Below are 16,915 nucleotides of genomic sequence, written 5' to 3'. Positions count from 1 at the left end.
TTGTTCCGTGTCAGTGGAGGCGCATTATAGGGAGTTCTAAGACGTTGACAAGCCCTGTTTTAAAAAAACTTTTCAACCGTCTCTTTTTTGCTCAATTCATGCCGAAACAGGCAGTTTTTCGAGCGTTTCAAAGCCATACCGCTGTAAAACGGGTAAAAGTTGCTCAGTCTCATTCGTTAACGCCATGCAATAAGCCTGATTCGCATCGCTGGATTTTGCATCTGGTGCTTCATGTTCCAGTAGCCAGGCGGTACGACGGGCAATTGCCGCACCTGAATCCACCAACCGCGTCCCCTCCGGCAGCACCTGTAAAAGCTCCTCTTGTAGTAGAGGGAAATGGGTGCAGCCTAAAACAACGGTGTCCGGCGGCTCTTGCATCCGCAACCATGGACGCAGAATACGACGCAGCTCTTCCAGCGAAACAGGTTCTCCGTGCAGCTTCGCTTCCGCCAGCTCAACCAGTTCGGCAGAACCCAGCATTTCGATTTTGCATTCATCCGCAAAGCGGGCAATGAGCTCATGCGTATAAGGACGTTTCACCGTTCCCCGCGTTGCCAGCAGCCCAATAATACGGTTGGCCGACAGACGCGCCGCCGGTTTGATGGCTGGCACGACCCCCACAACCGGGAAGGCGAACTTCTCACGCAATGCGGGCAGCGACACCGTGCTTGCCGTATTGCAGGCGATGACCGCAAGCGCTAACGGATAGCGTTGCTGTACAGCGGTGACAATTTCAAGGACGCGTTCAACGATAAACTCTTCACTTTTTTCCCCATACGGGAAAGCGACGTTATCGAAAGCGTAGATGTAATGGAGATCCGGCAAGAGATGACGGATCTCATCGTAGACCGACAACCCACCGACCCCGGAATCAAAGACCAGGACGGTGGGACGTGGTTTAGAAGGTGTAGCTGCCAGACAAGGTGTATTCCCGTCCTGCAGTTTGGTAGCCATAAACTGTCTCGTAATCTTTATCGAACAGGTTGGCGATTTTACCACGAACTGTCAGGTGTGAGGTGATCGGATATGATGCCGATACATCAACTGTGCTGTAGCTCGGTAAAATTTGCTGCTTAGGGTTGTACTCAGACGTGTTGTTATCATAGCGCTTACCGTAGTATTGCCATGAAATATCCATATCAACATTGAACATAGACCAATCAAGCTGATATTTGGCCTGACGTTTAGAACGGCGCGCTAGCACTTCCCCATTATCATCATTACGCGGGTCCATATATTGCAACGTGACCCGATGGCTAAAGATTCCTGTATCAACATTCCCAGTCCACTCCACTCCTTTGATCGTCGCAGAGTTGATGTTGTCATACTCACCATCCCAGGTAACCGGATCAGAGTAGTAGGTGATAAGGTTGCTGATTTTGTAGCGATATGCCGATAAACGCCAGTCCAGCGGACCGGTTAGCCCTTCGAGCCCTGCTTCCCACTGTTGTGATTCCTCAGGTTTGAGGTTTGGGTTGGCATTGATACCAAAGCGCGTGGAACCAAACTGTTGCCCAAGAGATGGAGCCAGGAAGCCCGTTCCATAGGAAAGTGTCGCCCTATAGTTGTCAACAAAAGCCCAGCCCGCAGTCGTCTGCCAGGTACCGTGCCAGCCAAACTGATCGTCGTGGTCTTCACGACCAGAAGCCTCAAGCGTCACACGCCCAAATTGCTGCTGCCCGGTCAAATATAAGCCGGTATTATCGCGTTTGTAGTTATCAGAAACCGTGGTGTTTGATGAAGTCAAACGTTGCTGTTGCCAATCGACACCTGCGCTAATTGATCCCTGCCCAACCTGGACATTGTTGCCCCATTGCAGATTACGCTGTGTCATATTATCCAGCGTCGTTCCATCATTATAACGACCATAGATACTGCTGTAGTTGTAGTCCTTTACCTTCTGGTAGCTAGCAATCAACTGAGAAGAGTAAATCCCCGAGTTAAATTGCATCCCCGTATCCCAAGACTGGTTATAAAGCTGCTCCTCATCGGCACTATATGCCTTCAACGTTGGCGCCTTACCCAGGTCGTAATCGGTGTTATTGGTATAGCTATGAGCACGGAAAAAACCCGACAAGTTGTCATTAAACTTGTGTTCCAGGCTTCCCCAAAACGTTTTATTACGGAAACCATCACGGTCGCTATCATGATCCCAGGTCGACTTTGGTTGAACGTTAAAACCGTTGGTACTCTCATAAGAACCAGCTACCGTCGCCACCGTATCGCCAAAGCGCTGGCGCAGCGTGCCATCATAATGCTGATAGCCTTTCGACCCCATGCCTGCATCAATCTTTGACTCATCAGTGTCAGAGTGCGTGATGATATTAATCACCCCACCCATCGCGCCAGAACCATAAATCGCTGAACGCGGTCCGCGGATATACTCCACGCGTTGCACTAAAGAAAGGGGAATCTGATTAAGGTCTGGTGTATTAGAAATACCCGGGCGACTCATGGGGATGCCGTCAACCAGTACCAACACCTGTCGGGTTTCCGTGCCGCGAATAAAGAGAGATGAAGATTGGCCCATACCGCCATACTGAGCAATATCAACACCGGGTAAACGACGCATTACGTCGTTCAGGTTTTTCGCCTGCCAGCGATTGATCTCTTCGCGAGTCACCACATCCGTGGGTGCTAATACAGTATCAACGGGCTGCTGAAAACGACTTGCTGTGACCACCAGAGAATCCTGGCCACTATCCTGCGCCCAGCCGGAAAATGCCGTGACGGATAACGCCGTCATCAGCGAAACTTTTTTAATCATTTTTAAAGCATCCGCAATAGATAAAGGATGCCGCTGGTTTTATCCGTTGCTCGCGACGATAAAACCTCATGCGACGTCATCCGGCAGGTCTTCGGGCTTGGAGGCTATATAAAAGAGAGGATGACTTCCCACGGCAAGCCGCAGTGTCTGCACCAGGTGCGCTCCTCTCTTACCTTCCTTACCGCTGCGCGTCAGCCCCAGATTTACACTGGGTTCCCTTTTAACTCACAGGACCGGTACGCGAATGCTACATTTAGTTACATATGGATGTCCAGACTGCTATTTATCATTTTAACCCGCGTGAGGCTGGACATCCCCTGAGCAAGCCCTACAATCCCCCGCGTACTTTTACTATTCAGGATGCATCATGACCCCCGAACATCTCCCAACCGATCAGTACGACGCTCAGCTCGCCGAGAAAGTCACTCGCCTGCAAACGATGATGGCGCCGTTTAGCGCACCTGCGCCGGAGGTGTTTCGCTCACCGGTCAGCCACTATCGGATGCGTGCGGAATTCCGCATCTGGCACGAAGGCGATGATCTCTACCATATTATGTTTGACCAGCAGACCAAGAGCCGCATTCGCGTCGATACCTTCCCGGCGGCCAGTCAGCTTATTAACACGCTGATGACCGCTATGCTTGAAGGCGTGCGCGACAATCAGGTGTTACGCCACAAGCTGTTCCAGATTGACTACCTCACCACCCTGAGCAATCAGGCGGTGGTCTCGCTGCTGTACCATAAAAAACTCGATGACGCCTGGCGCGAACAGGCCGAGGCGCTACGCGATGCGCTGCGTGCACAGGGGTTAAACGTGCACCTGATTGGCCGCGCGACCAAAACCAAAATCGAACTGGACCAGGACTTCATCGACGAGCGCCTGCCGGTTGCCGGCAAAGAGATGATCTACCGCCAGGTCGAGAACAGCTTCACCCAGCCAAACGCGGCAATGAACATTCAGATGCTGGAGTGGGCTCTGGATACCACGCAGAATTCACGTGGCGATCTGCTGGAGCTTTACTGTGGTAACGGCAACTTCTCGCTGGCGCTGGCGCGCAACTTTAACCGCGTGCTGGCGACTGAAATCGCTAAACCATCGGTTGCTGCCGCGCAGTACAACATTGCCGCCAACCAGATCGACAACGTGCAAATTATTCGCATGGCGGCGGAAGAGTTTACTCAGGCGATGAACGGCGTGCGGGAATTTAACCGTTTGCAGGGTATCGATTTGAAAAGCTACCAGTGTGAGACGATTTTTGTCGATCCACCGCGCAGCGGGCTGGATAGCGAAACCGAGAAGATGGTGCAGGCCTATCCGAACATTCTTTACATCTCCTGTAACCCGGAGACACTGTGCCAGAATCTGGAGACCTTAACCCAGACGCATAACATCACTCGCCTGGCGCTGTTCGATCAGTTCCCGTATACCCATCATATGGAATGCGGCGTATTACTGACGAAGAAATAATAAACTCACAAGCCCGGTCAGCGTCGCGCGACCGGGCCCCACAATCTCACTCAGAAATACCCTGCTTGCGATTACGCATCCGATAGCCAATCCAGAAGACCATCGCCACTGACAATACCGCCGGGAAGAAGTTAGATCCGATATCCGGGTATTCCGCGCGTACTACGGTACTATAAAGCAGCACACCGAGAATAAAACAGGCCGCTGACAGGCCAGGCAACCCCACCGGCATCGTGCGGTTTTGGTAGCGTTGATGCAGACAATACACCGTCAGCACCAGAGAGATGATGGGAAAGATGGAAAAAGGAACGATGGAGCTAAATAGCGCTGCAAACGTACCGTTGATCGATAAGCCAGCCAACAGCGCCAGCAGCAGCGTACCTTTATCTTGACCTGACTGTTTCATTGCTCGTCTACCACCTTATTCGGAATGATGTGACTCTTTTCTTGTTCACGGCGATACCAGTAGTACGCGCCTTTGGAGATCATCCGTAACTGCAGCACCAGCCGCTCTTCCAGCTGTCGACGCTGCTCGAGGCCAACATCTAAAGCCTCCGCTCCCGCGCTAAATACGATAGTGACCATCGCCTCAGCCTGCGCTTCAGTGAACGCACGAGGCATATGGTTTTCGATTTCCAGATAGTCAGCAAGTTCCGCAATAAAGTGCTGAATCTCGCGGGCAACCGCCGCACGAAATGCCGCAGATGTACCAGAACGCTCACGCAGCAGCAGGCGGAAGGCGTTTGGATTATTGCCAATAAATTCCATAAAGGTTGAAACGGACGTGCGGATCACGCTGCCGCCTTTGGCAATACGTTGACGTGCCTGGCGCATCAGTTGGCGGAGCATCAGGCCGCTCTCGTCGACCATCGTCAGCCCGAGCTCATCGACGTCGCGGAAATGACGATAAAAGGACGTTGGTGCAATGCCCGCCTCCCGCGCAACTTCACGTAGACTCAGGCTGGCAAAGCTTCGCTCAGCGCTAAGTTGACTGAATGCTGCTTCGACCAGCGAACGCCGGGTCTTTTCTTTTTGTTGTGCTCTAACACCCATCACGATAACTGAATCCTTCCATATGCCGTGCTGGCACTATACCAGAGATTAAATCGATTCCACTTACGCAGCTTTGTTAATGATTGTTTACATGCTATTTATGCTATTTCGTATGAAAAAAGCCCAACGATAATTGGGTTATTCCCTCGATGATGTTATGATTCTGTTGCTTTTATGTATAAGAACAGGTAAGCCTTACCATGCCACATTCCTACGATTATGATGCAGTCATTATTGGTTCCGGCCCCGGCGGCGAAGGCGCTGCTATGGGTCTGGTGAAGCAAGGAGCCCACGTCGCCGTTATTGAGCGTTACCATAATGTCGGCGGCGGCTGTACCCACTGGGGCACAATCCCGTCCAAAGCCCTTCGCCACGCCGTCAGCCGTATTATCGAATTCAACCAGAACCCACTCTACAGCGACCACAGCCGACTTCTCCGTTCCTCATTCGCCGACATCCTGAATCATGCTGATAGCGTGATTAATCAGCAGACGCGTATGCGTCAGGGCTTTTATGAGCGCAACCACTGTGAAATGCTGCAGGGCGATGCCCACTTTGTTGATGACCACACCATCGCGCTGAAATGCCCGGACGGTTCAGTCGAAACGTTAACCGCCGAGAAGTTCGTGATTGCCTGCGGCTCCCGCCCGTATCGCCCGGCAGACGTCGACTTTAATCACCCACGCATTTACGACAGCGATTCTATCCTCAGCCTGCATCATGAACCTCGTCACGTCATTATTTACGGCGCAGGGGTTATCGGCTGTGAATACGCGTCTATCTTCCGTGGAATGGACGTGAAGGTTGATCTGATCAACACCCGCGACCGTCTGCTGGCGTTCCTCGATCAGGAAATGTCAGACTCACTCTCCTATCACTTCTGGAACAGCGGCGTGGTGATTCGCCACAACGAAGAATACGAGAAGATTGAAGGCGTGGACGACGGCGTCATCATGCACCTGAAATCCGGCAAGAAGCTCAAAGCCGACTGCCTGCTGTTTGCCAATGGCCGTACCGGTAATACCGAATCGCTGGCGCTGGAAAACATCGGCCTGCAGGCCGATGGCCGTGGTCAATTGAAGGTGAATAGCCTCTATCAGACCGCGCTGCCACACGTCTATGCCGTCGGTGACGTTATCGGCTATCCGAGCCTTGCTTCCGCCGCTTACGACCAGGGCCGTATCGCTGCGCAGGCGCTGATGAAAGGCGAAGCGTCCGGGCACCTGATTGAAGATATCCCAACCGGGATCTATACCATTCCGGAAATCAGCTCCGTGGGTAAAACCGAGCAGCAGCTAACTGCAATGAAAGTGCCGTATGAAGTGGGTCGTGCGCAGTTTAAACACCTGGCGCGGGCGCAAATCGTCGGTATGAGTGTGGGAACCCTGAAGATCCTGTTCCATCGGGAGACCAAGGAGATCCTCGGCATTCACTGCTTTGGCGAGCGCGCGGCCGAAATTATTCATATCGGCCAGGCGATTATGGAGCAGAAAGGCGGTGGTAACACCATCGAGTACTTCGTTAACACCACCTTTAACTACCCGACCATGGCGGAAGCCTATCGGGTAGCGGCGCTGAACGGCTTAAATCGCCTTTTTTAGCGCTTTGTCGAAATGGCCGTCCATCGTTTCACGGACGGCCTCTGCCAGCTGCTCATAGCGGCTGCGCAGCGGCGATCCTGGTCGATAGACCAAACCGACGGTACGACGCGGTTCCGGCTTAATACACGGCAGATACACGACGCCATCGCGCTTACGTTCCTGCGGTACCGCTAGCGCTGGCAGCAAGGTAATGCCGCTTCCTGCCGCCACCATATTACGCAGCGTCTCCAGACTGGTTGCCCGGAAATGGGTATCTTCATCCGCGCCCGCTTCAAAGCAAAAGCCCATCGCCTGATCGCGCAGACAGTGACCATCTTCCAGCATCAGCAGTTTCTCACCAGCCAGATCCGACATCGGCACGCGATCGCGCTCCGCCCACGGGTGATCTTCATAGATTGCCAGCAGCATCGGTTCGTCATACAGCGGAACTTCGATAAACGCTTCACTTTCCTTCACCAGCGCCAGAATCACGCAGTCCAGCTTACCGCTGTCGAGCTGCGCTAGCAGCTGATGGGTTTGCGCTTCATGCAGATACATTTCCAGCTTGGGGAAAGTTTGATGCAGTATCGGGATAATGTGAGGCAGCAGATACGGGCCAACGGTTGGAATCAGGCCGATATGCAGCGGACCAGACATCGTCTCTCCCTGCTGGCTTGCCATCTCCTTAAGCACTTTGACCTCGCGTAGCACGGTACGCGCCTGGTCCACCAGCAGCAGCCCCGCCTGGGTAAACAGCACTTTGCGGCTGGTACGCTCCAGCAACATCACGCCCAGTTCATCTTCCAGTTTACGAATCTGCCCGCTCAGGGTTGGCTGACTGACATGGCAGGAATCTGCCGCCCGGCGGAAGTGCCGATGCTCAGCCAATGCCACCAGGTATTCAAGATCGCGAATATTCATTATTCTTCCTCCATCGCCACGATAGCCCATGGCGATAGATAGAATAGCAACGAATGATTATCCCTATCAAGGATTCTGTTTAATAATACAGCACAGAAACAGGTGACCCTCGTTTAACCCTTGAAGTCGTCACACTGAATCGGAGTTTCTCTCGAACTCGACTAACAAAAGCCAACATGAACGTTTGCGGGCCCCGTGGCCCGCTTTTTTTTTGCATAAAAAACCCGGCATCGCTGTGCTCGGCCGGGCTTAATGGTTTCTCTCACACTCAGAACGATTAGTTCAAGCGTGCCTGCGCATCGCGAATCGCCTGCGCCACCTGCTGCGGCGACACGCCGCCTTTGGCTGCACGTTTATCAAGGCAGGACTGCAGTGACAGGATCGGATAGACATCATCACCAATCACTGCACTGAATTTCTGTAGATCGGTCAGCGCTAAATCTTCCAGCGGCTTGCCCTGGGCAATCGCTTCAACGACCGCTTCACCCACAATGTGGTGCGCTTCGCGGAACGGAACACCTTTCGCTACCAGATAGTCCGCCAGTTCAGTGGCGTTGGCATAACCCTGCTGCGCTGCTTCCTGGCAACGTGGACGTTTCACCTGAATGCCATCCAATACCAGCGCCGCCATATGCAGACAGTCCATCCAGGTATCCAGCGCATCGAACACACCTTCTTTGTCTTCCTGCATGTCTTTGTTGTAAGCCAGCGGCAGACCTTTCAGCGTCATCATCATGCCGGTCAACGCGCCCTGCACGCGGCCGCATTTGCCACGAATAAGCTCGAGCGCATCCGGGTTTTTCTTCTGCGGCATCAACGAAGAGCCGGAGGTCACGCGGTCAGAAAGCTCAACGAAGCCCGCTTCACCGGTATTAAAGAAGATCAAATCTTCGGCGAAGCGCGACAGGTGCACCATACCAATAGAAGCATTGGAGAGCAGTTCCAGCACGTGGTCACGGTCAGATACGCTATCGAGGCTGTTACGTGTCGCAGAAGCGAAGCCCAGCCAGCCTGCTAGCTGTTCACGATCAATTTCATAAGCGGTACCCGCCAGCGCGCCGCAGCCCAGCGGGCTCACGTCCAGGCGCTTGAGGGTATCTTGCAGACGGCTTTCATCACGCGCCAGCATCTCAACGTAGGCCAGGCACCAGTGGGCAAAGGTCACCGGCTGCGCACGCTGCAGATGGGTATAGCCCGGCATAACCGCATCCTGGTTGGCCTGCGCGGTCTCCACCAGCGCACTTTGCAGCTGACGGTTTGCCACCAGCAGTTCAGCCACGGTGTCTTTACACCACAACTTGAGATCGGTCGCGACCTGGTCGTTACGGCTACGGCCGGTGTGCAGTTTTTTGCCCAACTGGCCGACTTTGTCGATAAGCTTCCCTTCCACCCAGCTGTGAATATCTTCCGCATCGCTTTCGAGGATTTGCTGTGGGTTCGCACGAACCTCTTCCAACAGCACGCTCAGCGCGTCTTCCAGTTGAGCTTGTTCCTGCTCGGTCAGTACGCCAACGGTTACCAGCGCTTTAGACCAGGCGACAGAACCCACGATATCCTGCTCAGCCAGGCGATAGTCAAAGCGTAAAGAGTCATTGAACTGTTTGAACCGCTGATCCGCTGCCTGAGTAAAACGCCCGCCCCAAAGTGCCATAACAAATTTCCTTAAATTCTTCGATTTCACTGCCGGATGGTGCTGCGCTTATCCGGCCTACAGGTTCTGTTCATGTGACCGGATAAGGCATCGCCTCCCTCCGGCACCTTAAAAATTAAGCCAGAATACGCGTACCAATTGGTGTGCCGTTAAACAGCGCCGGCAGCTGCTCGGCGTGACGCCAGGAGGCGATATCCACCGGACGGCCCAGCGTGCGTGCTGCGTCCAGCGCGGCATTCACCTTCACAATCATACCGTCGGTAATAATGCCCTGGTCGATCAGCTGTTCAGCTTTCGCTGCCGTCATCTCTGCAATACGCTGGCCTTTACCGTCCAGAATACCGCTGACGTCGGAGAGCAGAATCAGATCCGCACCCAGCGTAGCAGCCAGCGCGGTTGCCGCCTGATCAGCGTTAACGTTCATCAGTTGCCCTTCCGCAGTCACACCGATAGAACTCACTACCGGCAGGAATCCCCCTTCCAGCAGCAGATTAATCAGCTTAGGCGAGCCCGGCTGCGCCAGGCCCACGTGGCCCAATTCTTCATCCAGTTTGGTTACGTTGACGCTATCGCCATCGCCCAGGAACAGGCCAACGGAAGCAATATCATGCTTCTTCGCCCACGCCAGCAGCGTTTTGTTGGCGGTACCCGCCAGCGCACCGGTAATGATGTCGATTTGGTCGGCTGGGGTCACACGCAGGCCATTTTTCTTTTTCACCGGCAGATTAAGCTGTTTCATCAGCTCATCCACCACGCAGCCGCCACCGTGGACAATCACCAGCGGACGCTGATGCGATTCGCGGTAGTTCACCAACGCGGTAAACAGGCGCTCCAGCGCTTCTTCGCTATCCAGTAACACGCCACCCAGTTTGATAATTAATGGATTCATCGTCATCACACCTTAGATAAGAGACTGCGTCTCAGCGAAGCCGAAACGGATATTGGCGCACTGCACGGCCTGTGCGGCTGCGCCTTTTAAGAGGTTGTCCTCGGTCGCCACCACGATCAGGTGCTCGCCCTGAACGGCAAAACCGATATCGCAGAACGGTAGACCGACCACGTTTTTCAGTGCCGGCACACCTTTGTCGTATAAGCGGACCATTGGCTTGTCTGCGTAGGCCTGCTGCAGCGCTTTGGCCACCTGAGCATGCGTCACGCCCGGCTTCAAACGACAGGTAATGGTTTCCAGAATACCGCGGGGGAAGTTGCCCAGATGCGGGGTGAAAATCACCTCGGCGCCCAGATGGCTAGCAATTTCCGGCTGATGGCGGTGGGTAAACACGCCGTACGGCTGCAGGCTCACTTCACAGAAGCTATTTGAGATAGCCGCTTTACGCCCCGCGCCACTCACACCGGAAGTGGCGTTGATCACCGGCCACTGATTGAGATCCAACAAATCGGCGTCGATCAGCGGTTTAAGTGACAGCTGGGCCGCCGTTGGATAACAGCCTGGTACTGCGATCAGCTTCGCCTCTTTCAACGCATCAGCGCTCCACTCGGCAAGACCATACACCGCCTGTGCCAGCAGTTCCGGGTGCTGATGAGTAAAGCCGTAATATTTTTCATAGAAGGCGCCATCGTTCACGCGGAACGCACCGGACAAGTCAAACACGACGCAGCCTGCCGCCAGGAATTGTGGCGCCAGATCGTGGCTCACTTCATGGGCCGTCGCGAGAAACACCACGTCAACGCCCGCGCTGAATTCACTGATGTCGGACATCGGCTGCAACGGCAGATCGACAATGCCTTTTAGCTGTGGATGCAAATCGGAGATTAGCTTTCCTGCATCATTGCTTTGCGCTGAGACCGTCAAAGCGGTTATGTTCATATGAGGATGGCGATTTACATAGGTCACAAGCTCTGCGCCAGCATAACCGCTCGCGCCCACAATCAGCGTATTCAACATCGGTGCAGTTCACCTTCTTATGTCTGTTTGCCTGATTAAGCGTAATCACTTCACCCTACAGTTGGTGGGTTTTCTTACGCCTAATGATAATGTATTTTTATTCACAAATACTGCATGAATATTGATACTATCACGACCCGAGGTGTGTCAACAATGAAAAACAATTTACCCCCATTTATCGAGATTTACCGTGCGTTGATCGCCACCCCGTCCATCAGCGCAACCGAAGAAGCGCTCGATCAGAGCAATGCGTCTTTAATCACTCTACTCGCTGATTGGTTTGCCTCTTTAGGCTTTCAGGTTGAGGTACAGCCGGTCCCTGGCACCCGCAATAAATTTAACCTGCTCGCCAGCACCGGGCACGGCGCAGGCGGCCTGTTACTCACCGGGCATACCGATACCGTTCCCTTCGACGATGGCCGCTGGACGCGCGATCCCTTCACCCTCAGCGAGCATGACAACAAGCTCTACGGTTTAGGCACCGCCGACATGAAAGGCTTCTTTGCGTTTATTCTCGACGCCCTGCGTGATGTGGATGTGACGACGCTGAAAAAACCGCTCTACATTCTGGCGACCGCCGATGAAGAGACCAGTATGGCGGGCGCCCGTTACTTTGCTGAGTCCACCGAGCTGCGCCCAGACTGCGCGATTATCGGCGAACCGACCTCGCTGCAACCGGTCCGTGCCCACAAAGGCCATATGTCCAACGCCATTCGCGTGCTCGGCCAGTCGGGCCACTCCAGCGATCCAGCGCGCGGCGTGAACGCGATTGAAATCATGCACGACGCCATTGGCCGCGTGATGCAGCTGCGCGATTCGCTGAAAGAACGTTATCACTATGACGCCTTCACCGTGCCGTACCCCACGCTCAACCTGGGTAGCCTCCACGGCGGTGACGCCTCCAACCGTATTTGCGCCTGCTGTGAGCTGCACATGGATATTCGCCCGCTGCCGGGCATGACGCTTAACGACCTCAATGGTCTGCTGGAGGAAGCGCTCGAGCCAGTAAGCACCCAGTGGCCTGGCCGTTTAACCATCAGCGAACTGCACCCGCCAATCCCGGGTTATGAATGCCCACCGGATCACCAGTTGGTTGAAGTTCTGGAAAAACTGCTCGGCACCAAAACTGAAGTGGTGAACTACTGCACCGAAGCGCCGTTTATTCAGAATCTGTGCCCGACCATCGTCTTAGGCCCTGGCTCTATTAACCAGGCGCACCAGCCAGATGAATACCTGGAAACCCGTTTTATCAAACCGACACGGGAATTAATTTCTCAGGTCGTCCATCATTTCTGTTGGCATTAATCTGTTTTGCCCGGTGGCCAATGCTTACCGGGCAAAAAACCGCGCTATCCGGCATACACTCGCCATCAAGGCATCCTCTTTTCCCGCGATCTCCCTCACATTTTCATAAGCATTTCTTATCTGGCGGGAAGTAAATTAAATTTCGTAAATTGCCGCGATTTATTCGTTTGCTGAAGCGATTTCGCAGCAATTGACGTAAGGGTTTTTACGTGGCTTTATAAAAGAGGTGTCTTTATCTCGCCCTTTCGTTCCGAGGCCGGGATATAACAAAATAAAATGAGATGGGGTGTCTGGGTTAATGAACGAACAATATTCCGCGTTGCGTAGTAATGTCAGTATGCTCGGTAAAGTGCTAGGCGATACCATCAAGGATGCGCTTGGTGAGAACATTCTTGACCGTGTAGAAACGATCCGTAAGTTGTCCAAATCTTCTCGTGCGGGCAACGAAGCCAATCGCCAGGAGCTGCTCACCACGCTGCAGAACCTGTCCAACGATGAGCTGCTGCCGGTCGCCCGTGCGTTTAGCCAGTTCCTGAATCTGGCCAACACCGCCGAGCAATACCACAGCATTTCGCCAAAAGGCGAAGCGGCGAGCAACCCGGAAGTGATTGCCCGTACCCTGCGTAAACTCAAAGACCAACCCGATCTCAACGAAACCACCATTAAACAGGCAGTTGAATCCCTGTCGCTGGAGCTGGTGCTCACCGCGCACCCGACTGAAATCACGCGTCGTACGCTGATCCATAAGATGGGTGAAATCAACAACTGCTTGAAACAGCTCGATAATACCGATATCGCCGACTACGAACGCAACCAGGTGATGCGCCGTCTGCGCCAGCTGATTGCCCAGTCCTGGCATACCGATGAAATTCGTAAGCACCGCCCAAGCCCGGTTGACGAAGCGAAGTGGGGCTTTGCCGTCGTCGAAAACAGCCTATGGGAAGGCGTGCCTAACTATCTGCGTGAGCTGAACGAACAGCTGGAAGAAAACCTCGGCTACAAACTGCCGGTTGATTTTGTCCCGGTTCGCTTCACCTCCTGGATGGGCGGCGACCGCGACGGCAACCCGAACGTGACCGCAGAAATTACTCGCCACGTGCTGCTGCTGAGCCGCTGGAAAGCCACCGACCTGTTCCTGAAAGATGTGCAGGTGCTGATCTCTGAGCTGTCGATGGTGGAGTGCACCGACGAACTGCGCGAACTGGTGGGCGAAGCCGGTGCCACCGAACCATACCGCTACCTCATGAAAACCCTGCGCAGTCAGCTGATGGCAACCCAGGCCTGGCTGGAAGCGCGTCTGAAAGGCCAACGCCTGCCAAAACCGGCCGGGCTTATCAGCCAGAACGAGCAGCTGTGGGAACCGCTTTACGCCTGCTATAAATCGCTACAGGCCTGCGGAATGAGCATCATCGCCAACGGCGAACTGCTCGACACCCTGCGCCGCGTGAAATGTTTCGGCGTGCCGCTGGTACGTATCGACGTGCGTCAGGAAAGTACCCGCCACACCGAAGCGCTGGGCGAGCTGACTCGTTATCTGGGTATCGGCGACTACGAAAGCTGGTCTGAAGCCGATAAACAGGCCTTCCTGATTCGCGAACTGAATTCTAAGCGCCCGCTGCTGCCTCGTAGCTGGGAGCCAAGCAACGACACCCGCGAAGTGCTCAACACCTGTAAAGCGATTGTTGATGCACCGCAGGGTTCGGTTGCGGCCTACGTTATCTCCATGGCTAAAACGCCGTCCGACGTGTTGGCGGTGCATCTGCTGCTCAAAGAAGCAGGTATTTCATTCGCCCTGCCAGTTGCGCCGCTGTTCGAAACGCTGGACGACCTGAACAACGCTGACGATGTGATGACGCAGCTGCTGAGCATCGACTGGTATCGCGGCTTTATCCAGGGCAAACAGATGGTCATGATTGGCTATTCTGACTCCGCTAAAGATGCGGGCGTAATGGCCGCCTCCTGGGCGCAGTACCAGGCACAGGATGCGCTGATTAAAACCTGTGAGAAAGCCGGTATTGAACTGACGCTGTTCCACGGACGCGGCGGTTCTATCGGCCGTGGCGGCGCACCGGCTCACGCCGCGCTGCTTTCTCAGCCTCCGGGAAGCCTGAAAGGTGGCCTGCGCGTCACCGAACAGGGTGAAATGATCCGCTTTAAATATGGCCTGCCGGAAGTCACCGTCAGCAGCCTGTCGCTGTACACCAGCGCCATTCTGGAAGCCAACTTGCTGCCACCTCCGGAACCAAAGGAAGAGTGGCGCGGCATCATGGACGAGCTGTCGGATATCTCCTGCGAGATGTACCGTGGCTACGTGCGTGAAAACAAAGATTTCGTGCCTTACTTCCGTTCCGCTACGCCGGAGCAGGAATTGGGTAAACTGCCGCTGGGCTCTCGTCCAGCAAAACGTCGCCCAACCGGAGGCGTGGAATCACTGCGCGCGATTCCATGGATCTTCGCCTGGACCCAAAACCGCCTGATGCTGCCAGCCTGGCTGGGTGCTGGCGCGGCGCTGCAAAAAGTGGTGGAAGATGGTAAGCAGAGCAAGCTGGAAACCATGTGCCGCGACTGGCCGTTCTTCTCAACCCGCCTGGGTATGCTGGAGATGGTGTATTCGAAAGCCGACCTGTGGCTGGCGGAATACTACGATCAGCGCCTGGTGAAACCCGAGCTGTGGGCGCTGGGTGCCGAACTGCGCGACCTGCTGGAAGCCGACATCAAAGTGGTGCTTGATATCGCCAACGATGCACACCTGATGGCCGATCTGCCATGGATTGCCGAGTCTATCCAACTGCGTAACATCTACACCGACCCACTGAACGTTCTGCAGGCAGAATTGCTGCACCGTTCACGTAAGGCGGAAGAGGAAGGCCTGGAACCAGACCATAACGTTGAGCAGGCGCTGATGGTCACCATCGCTGGCGTCGCCGCGGGTATGCGTAATACCGGCTAACCATCCTTTCCTCGGCGAATATCGCCGAGCGGGGTCACACCCCCAGCAAAAGGCCACATTCTTTGTGGCCTTTTTTTATACCCTCGGTTAAGGTTTCTACGTTGTAGTTCACGACAGGGAGCCCCATGTTTCTCGACATCAACCCACTACTTTCCCACATTGCTTCTGGCACCACGCCGCTGCAAAAAATCTGGTTTGCCGCAAGCCATACCCCGGTTCCAGAGATGGCATTTCAGGTTGATTTTCCGCGCCTGGAGATTGTGCTTTCCGGGGAACTGGCGGATGCCGGGCTTCACGGTGATGAGGTAAGAATGAACGGGTTGGATGCGCTGTATGTCCCCGCTGGCGGCTGGAACTATCCGCTATGGGATCGGCCGTCAACCACCCTAAGCGTGCTGTTTGGTAAGCAGCAGCTGGGATTTAGCGTACAGCAGTGGGATGGACGTCAGCTCAGAAACATGTCGAAACAGCACGTTGCGCGCCGTGGGCCGCGGGTAGGGTCATTTCTGCTGCAAACCATGGGCGAAATCCAAATGCAGCCGCAGGATCAGCAAACCGCCCGATTGATTGCCACCAGTCTGATTAGCCACTGTGCCGATCTGCTCAGCAGTCAAATCCAGACCGCCTCTCGCAGCCAGGCGCTGTTTGACGCCATTCGTGAACACATCGATACCCACTTTTCCGAACCGCTAACCCGTGAATCGGTGGCGCAGGCTTTCTATATCTCACCGAACTACCTGTCACACCTGTTTCAAAAAAGCGGGATTATGGGATTTAACGAGTATCTCAACCACACCCGCCTGGAGCACGCGCGGATGCTGCTGAAAGGGTATGATCTGAAGGTCAAAGAAATCGCGCATGCCTGTGGCTTTGTAGACAGCAACTACTTCTGCAGACTGTTTCGCAAAAATACCGATCGCTCACCGTCCGAGTACCGCCGCCAGTACCATAGCCAACTCACTACGGCAGAATAATGTGCGTGTGCTGCGGCGCAGACAGCAGCTTACGCACCGCACTCATCACCTTTTGTGGTTCACGTAAAAAAGCGCTAATCCCGGACTGCACGTAGCGGCTCTGAATAAAGCGATCCGCGCCGTTAAGTTCTATATCCGTTATCAACAGCACCGCATCCGCCCGACGGATATCGTCTTCCATCAGCGCGTTTTCAATCCCCAACGCCCCTTGGGTTTCAATTTTAATGGTCCACTTTTCCTGCTGGCAGAGTTTTTCCAGACGTTCAGCCGCCATATAAGTACTGTCTCTTATACACATCTGACGCTCCTGTCTCTTATACACATCTGACGCTGCCGACGA

The 16,915-nt window shown here is 54.3% G+C and carries 13 protein-coding genes, 1 pseudogene and 1 riboswitch; of the genes and pseudogenes, 5 read left to right on the top strand and 9 right to left on the bottom strand.

Annotated features, from left to right (window positions below; genetic code table 11):
- Window positions 1–96: 96 nt before the first annotated feature.
- Window positions 97–954, bottom strand: coding sequence for a glutamate racemase (gene murI, locus KP80_RS21925; RefSeq protein WP_052285759.1), 858 nt, complete (start codon window positions 952–954; stop codon window positions 97–99).
- Window positions 899–2,767, bottom strand: a complete 1,869-nt coding sequence (gene btuB, locus KP80_RS21920; RefSeq protein ID WP_052285758.1) for a TonB-dependent vitamin B12 receptor BtuB — start codon at window positions 2,765–2,767, stop codon at window positions 899–901. Before btuB ends, murI begins: the two co-directional genes overlap by 56 nt.
- Window positions 2,768–2,831: 64 nt before the next feature.
- A riboswitch (cobalamin riboswitch) is annotated at window positions 2,832–3,020 on the bottom strand.
- Window positions 3,021–3,134: 114 nt separating this feature from the next.
- On the opposite strand from btuB, the gene trmA reads away from it, so the two are divergent.
- Window positions 3,135–4,235, top strand: coding sequence for a tRNA (uridine(54)-C5)-methyltransferase TrmA (trmA, locus tag KP80_RS21910; RefSeq protein WP_052285756.1), 1,101 nt, complete (start codon window positions 3,135–3,137; stop codon window positions 4,233–4,235).
- A gap of 46 nt (window positions 4,236–4,281) precedes the next feature.
- Here the strand turns inward: trmA and KP80_RS21905 are convergent, their stop codons facing one another.
- Entirely contained in the window at window positions 4,282–4,641 is a 360-nt protein-coding gene (locus KP80_RS21905; RefSeq protein WP_052285755.1) for a YijD family membrane protein, read from the bottom strand.
- 15 nt (window positions 4,642–4,656) lie between these two features.
- A pseudogene (gene fabR, locus KP80_RS21900) lies at window positions 4,657–5,291 on the bottom strand (HTH-type transcriptional repressor FabR).
- A gap of 197 nt (window positions 5,292–5,488) precedes the next feature.
- On the opposite strand from fabR, the gene sthA reads away from it, so the two are divergent.
- Window positions 5,489–6,889, top strand: coding sequence for a Si-specific NAD(P)(+) transhydrogenase (gene sthA / locus KP80_RS21895; RefSeq protein WP_052285753.1), 1,401 nt, complete (start codon window positions 5,489–5,491; stop codon window positions 6,887–6,889).
- On the opposite strand, the gene oxyR is transcribed toward sthA, so the two are convergent.
- From oxyR to argC, 4 genes are all read right to left on the bottom strand, one after another.
- Window positions 6,872–7,789: a DNA-binding transcriptional regulator OxyR gene (oxyR, locus tag KP80_RS21890; RefSeq protein ID WP_052285752.1), complete on the bottom strand. Its 918-nt coding sequence runs from the start codon at window positions 7,787–7,789 to the stop codon at window positions 6,872–6,874. The genes sthA and oxyR overlap by 18 nt on opposite strands.
- A 277-nt stretch (window positions 7,790–8,066) precedes the next feature.
- Complete coding sequence (gene argH / locus KP80_RS21885; RefSeq protein WP_052285751.1) at window positions 8,067–9,440, bottom strand: argininosuccinate lyase; 1,374 nt, start codon at window positions 9,438–9,440, stop codon at window positions 8,067–8,069.
- Window positions 9,441–9,555: 115 nt separating this feature from the next.
- Window positions 9,556–10,329, bottom strand: coding sequence for an acetylglutamate kinase (argB, locus tag KP80_RS21880; RefSeq protein ID WP_052285750.1), 774 nt, complete (start codon window positions 10,327–10,329; stop codon window positions 9,556–9,558).
- Window positions 10,330–10,341: 12 nt separating this feature from the next.
- On the bottom strand, window positions 10,342–11,346 hold the full coding sequence (argC, locus tag KP80_RS21875; protein WP_052285749.1) for an N-acetyl-gamma-glutamyl-phosphate reductase: 1,005 nt from the start codon (window positions 11,344–11,346) through the stop codon (window positions 10,342–10,344).
- 153 nt (window positions 11,347–11,499) lie between these two features.
- Between argC and argE the strand changes: the two genes are divergently transcribed.
- The 3 genes from argE (at window position 11,500) to KP80_RS21860 (ending at window position 16,575) form a co-directional block, all read left to right on the top strand.
- Window positions 11,500–12,651, top strand: a complete 1,152-nt coding sequence (gene argE / locus KP80_RS21870) for an acetylornithine deacetylase (protein WP_052285748.1) — start codon at window positions 11,500–11,502, stop codon at window positions 12,649–12,651.
- A gap of 298 nt (window positions 12,652–12,949) precedes the next feature.
- A complete protein-coding gene (ppc, locus tag KP80_RS21865) occupies window positions 12,950–15,601 on the top strand; it encodes a phosphoenolpyruvate carboxylase (RefSeq protein WP_052285747.1) in 2,652 nt (883 codons plus the stop codon).
- A 125-nt stretch (window positions 15,602–15,726) separates the two neighbouring features.
- Window positions 15,727–16,575, top strand: a complete 849-nt coding sequence (locus tag KP80_RS21860) for a helix-turn-helix transcriptional regulator (RefSeq protein WP_052285746.1) — start codon at window positions 15,727–15,729, stop codon at window positions 16,573–16,575.
- Here the strand turns inward: KP80_RS21860 and KP80_RS21855 are convergent.
- Window positions 16,562–16,873: a PTS fructose-like transporter subunit IIB gene (locus tag KP80_RS21855; RefSeq protein WP_052285745.1), complete on the bottom strand. Its 312-nt coding sequence runs from the start codon at window positions 16,871–16,873 to the stop codon at window positions 16,562–16,564. The genes KP80_RS21860 and KP80_RS21855 overlap by 14 nt on opposite strands.
- Between the last annotated feature and the right edge of the window lie 42 nt (window positions 16,874–16,915).

The sequence above is a fragment of the Kluyvera genomosp. 1 genome (genome assembly GCF_001266615.1).
Lineage (GTDB): Bacteria > Pseudomonadota > Gammaproteobacteria > Enterobacterales > Enterobacteriaceae > Kluyvera > Kluyvera cryocrescens_A.
The sequence above is the reverse complement of the archived record's forward strand: the minus strand, read 5'-3'. Positions and strand labels throughout refer to the sequence as shown.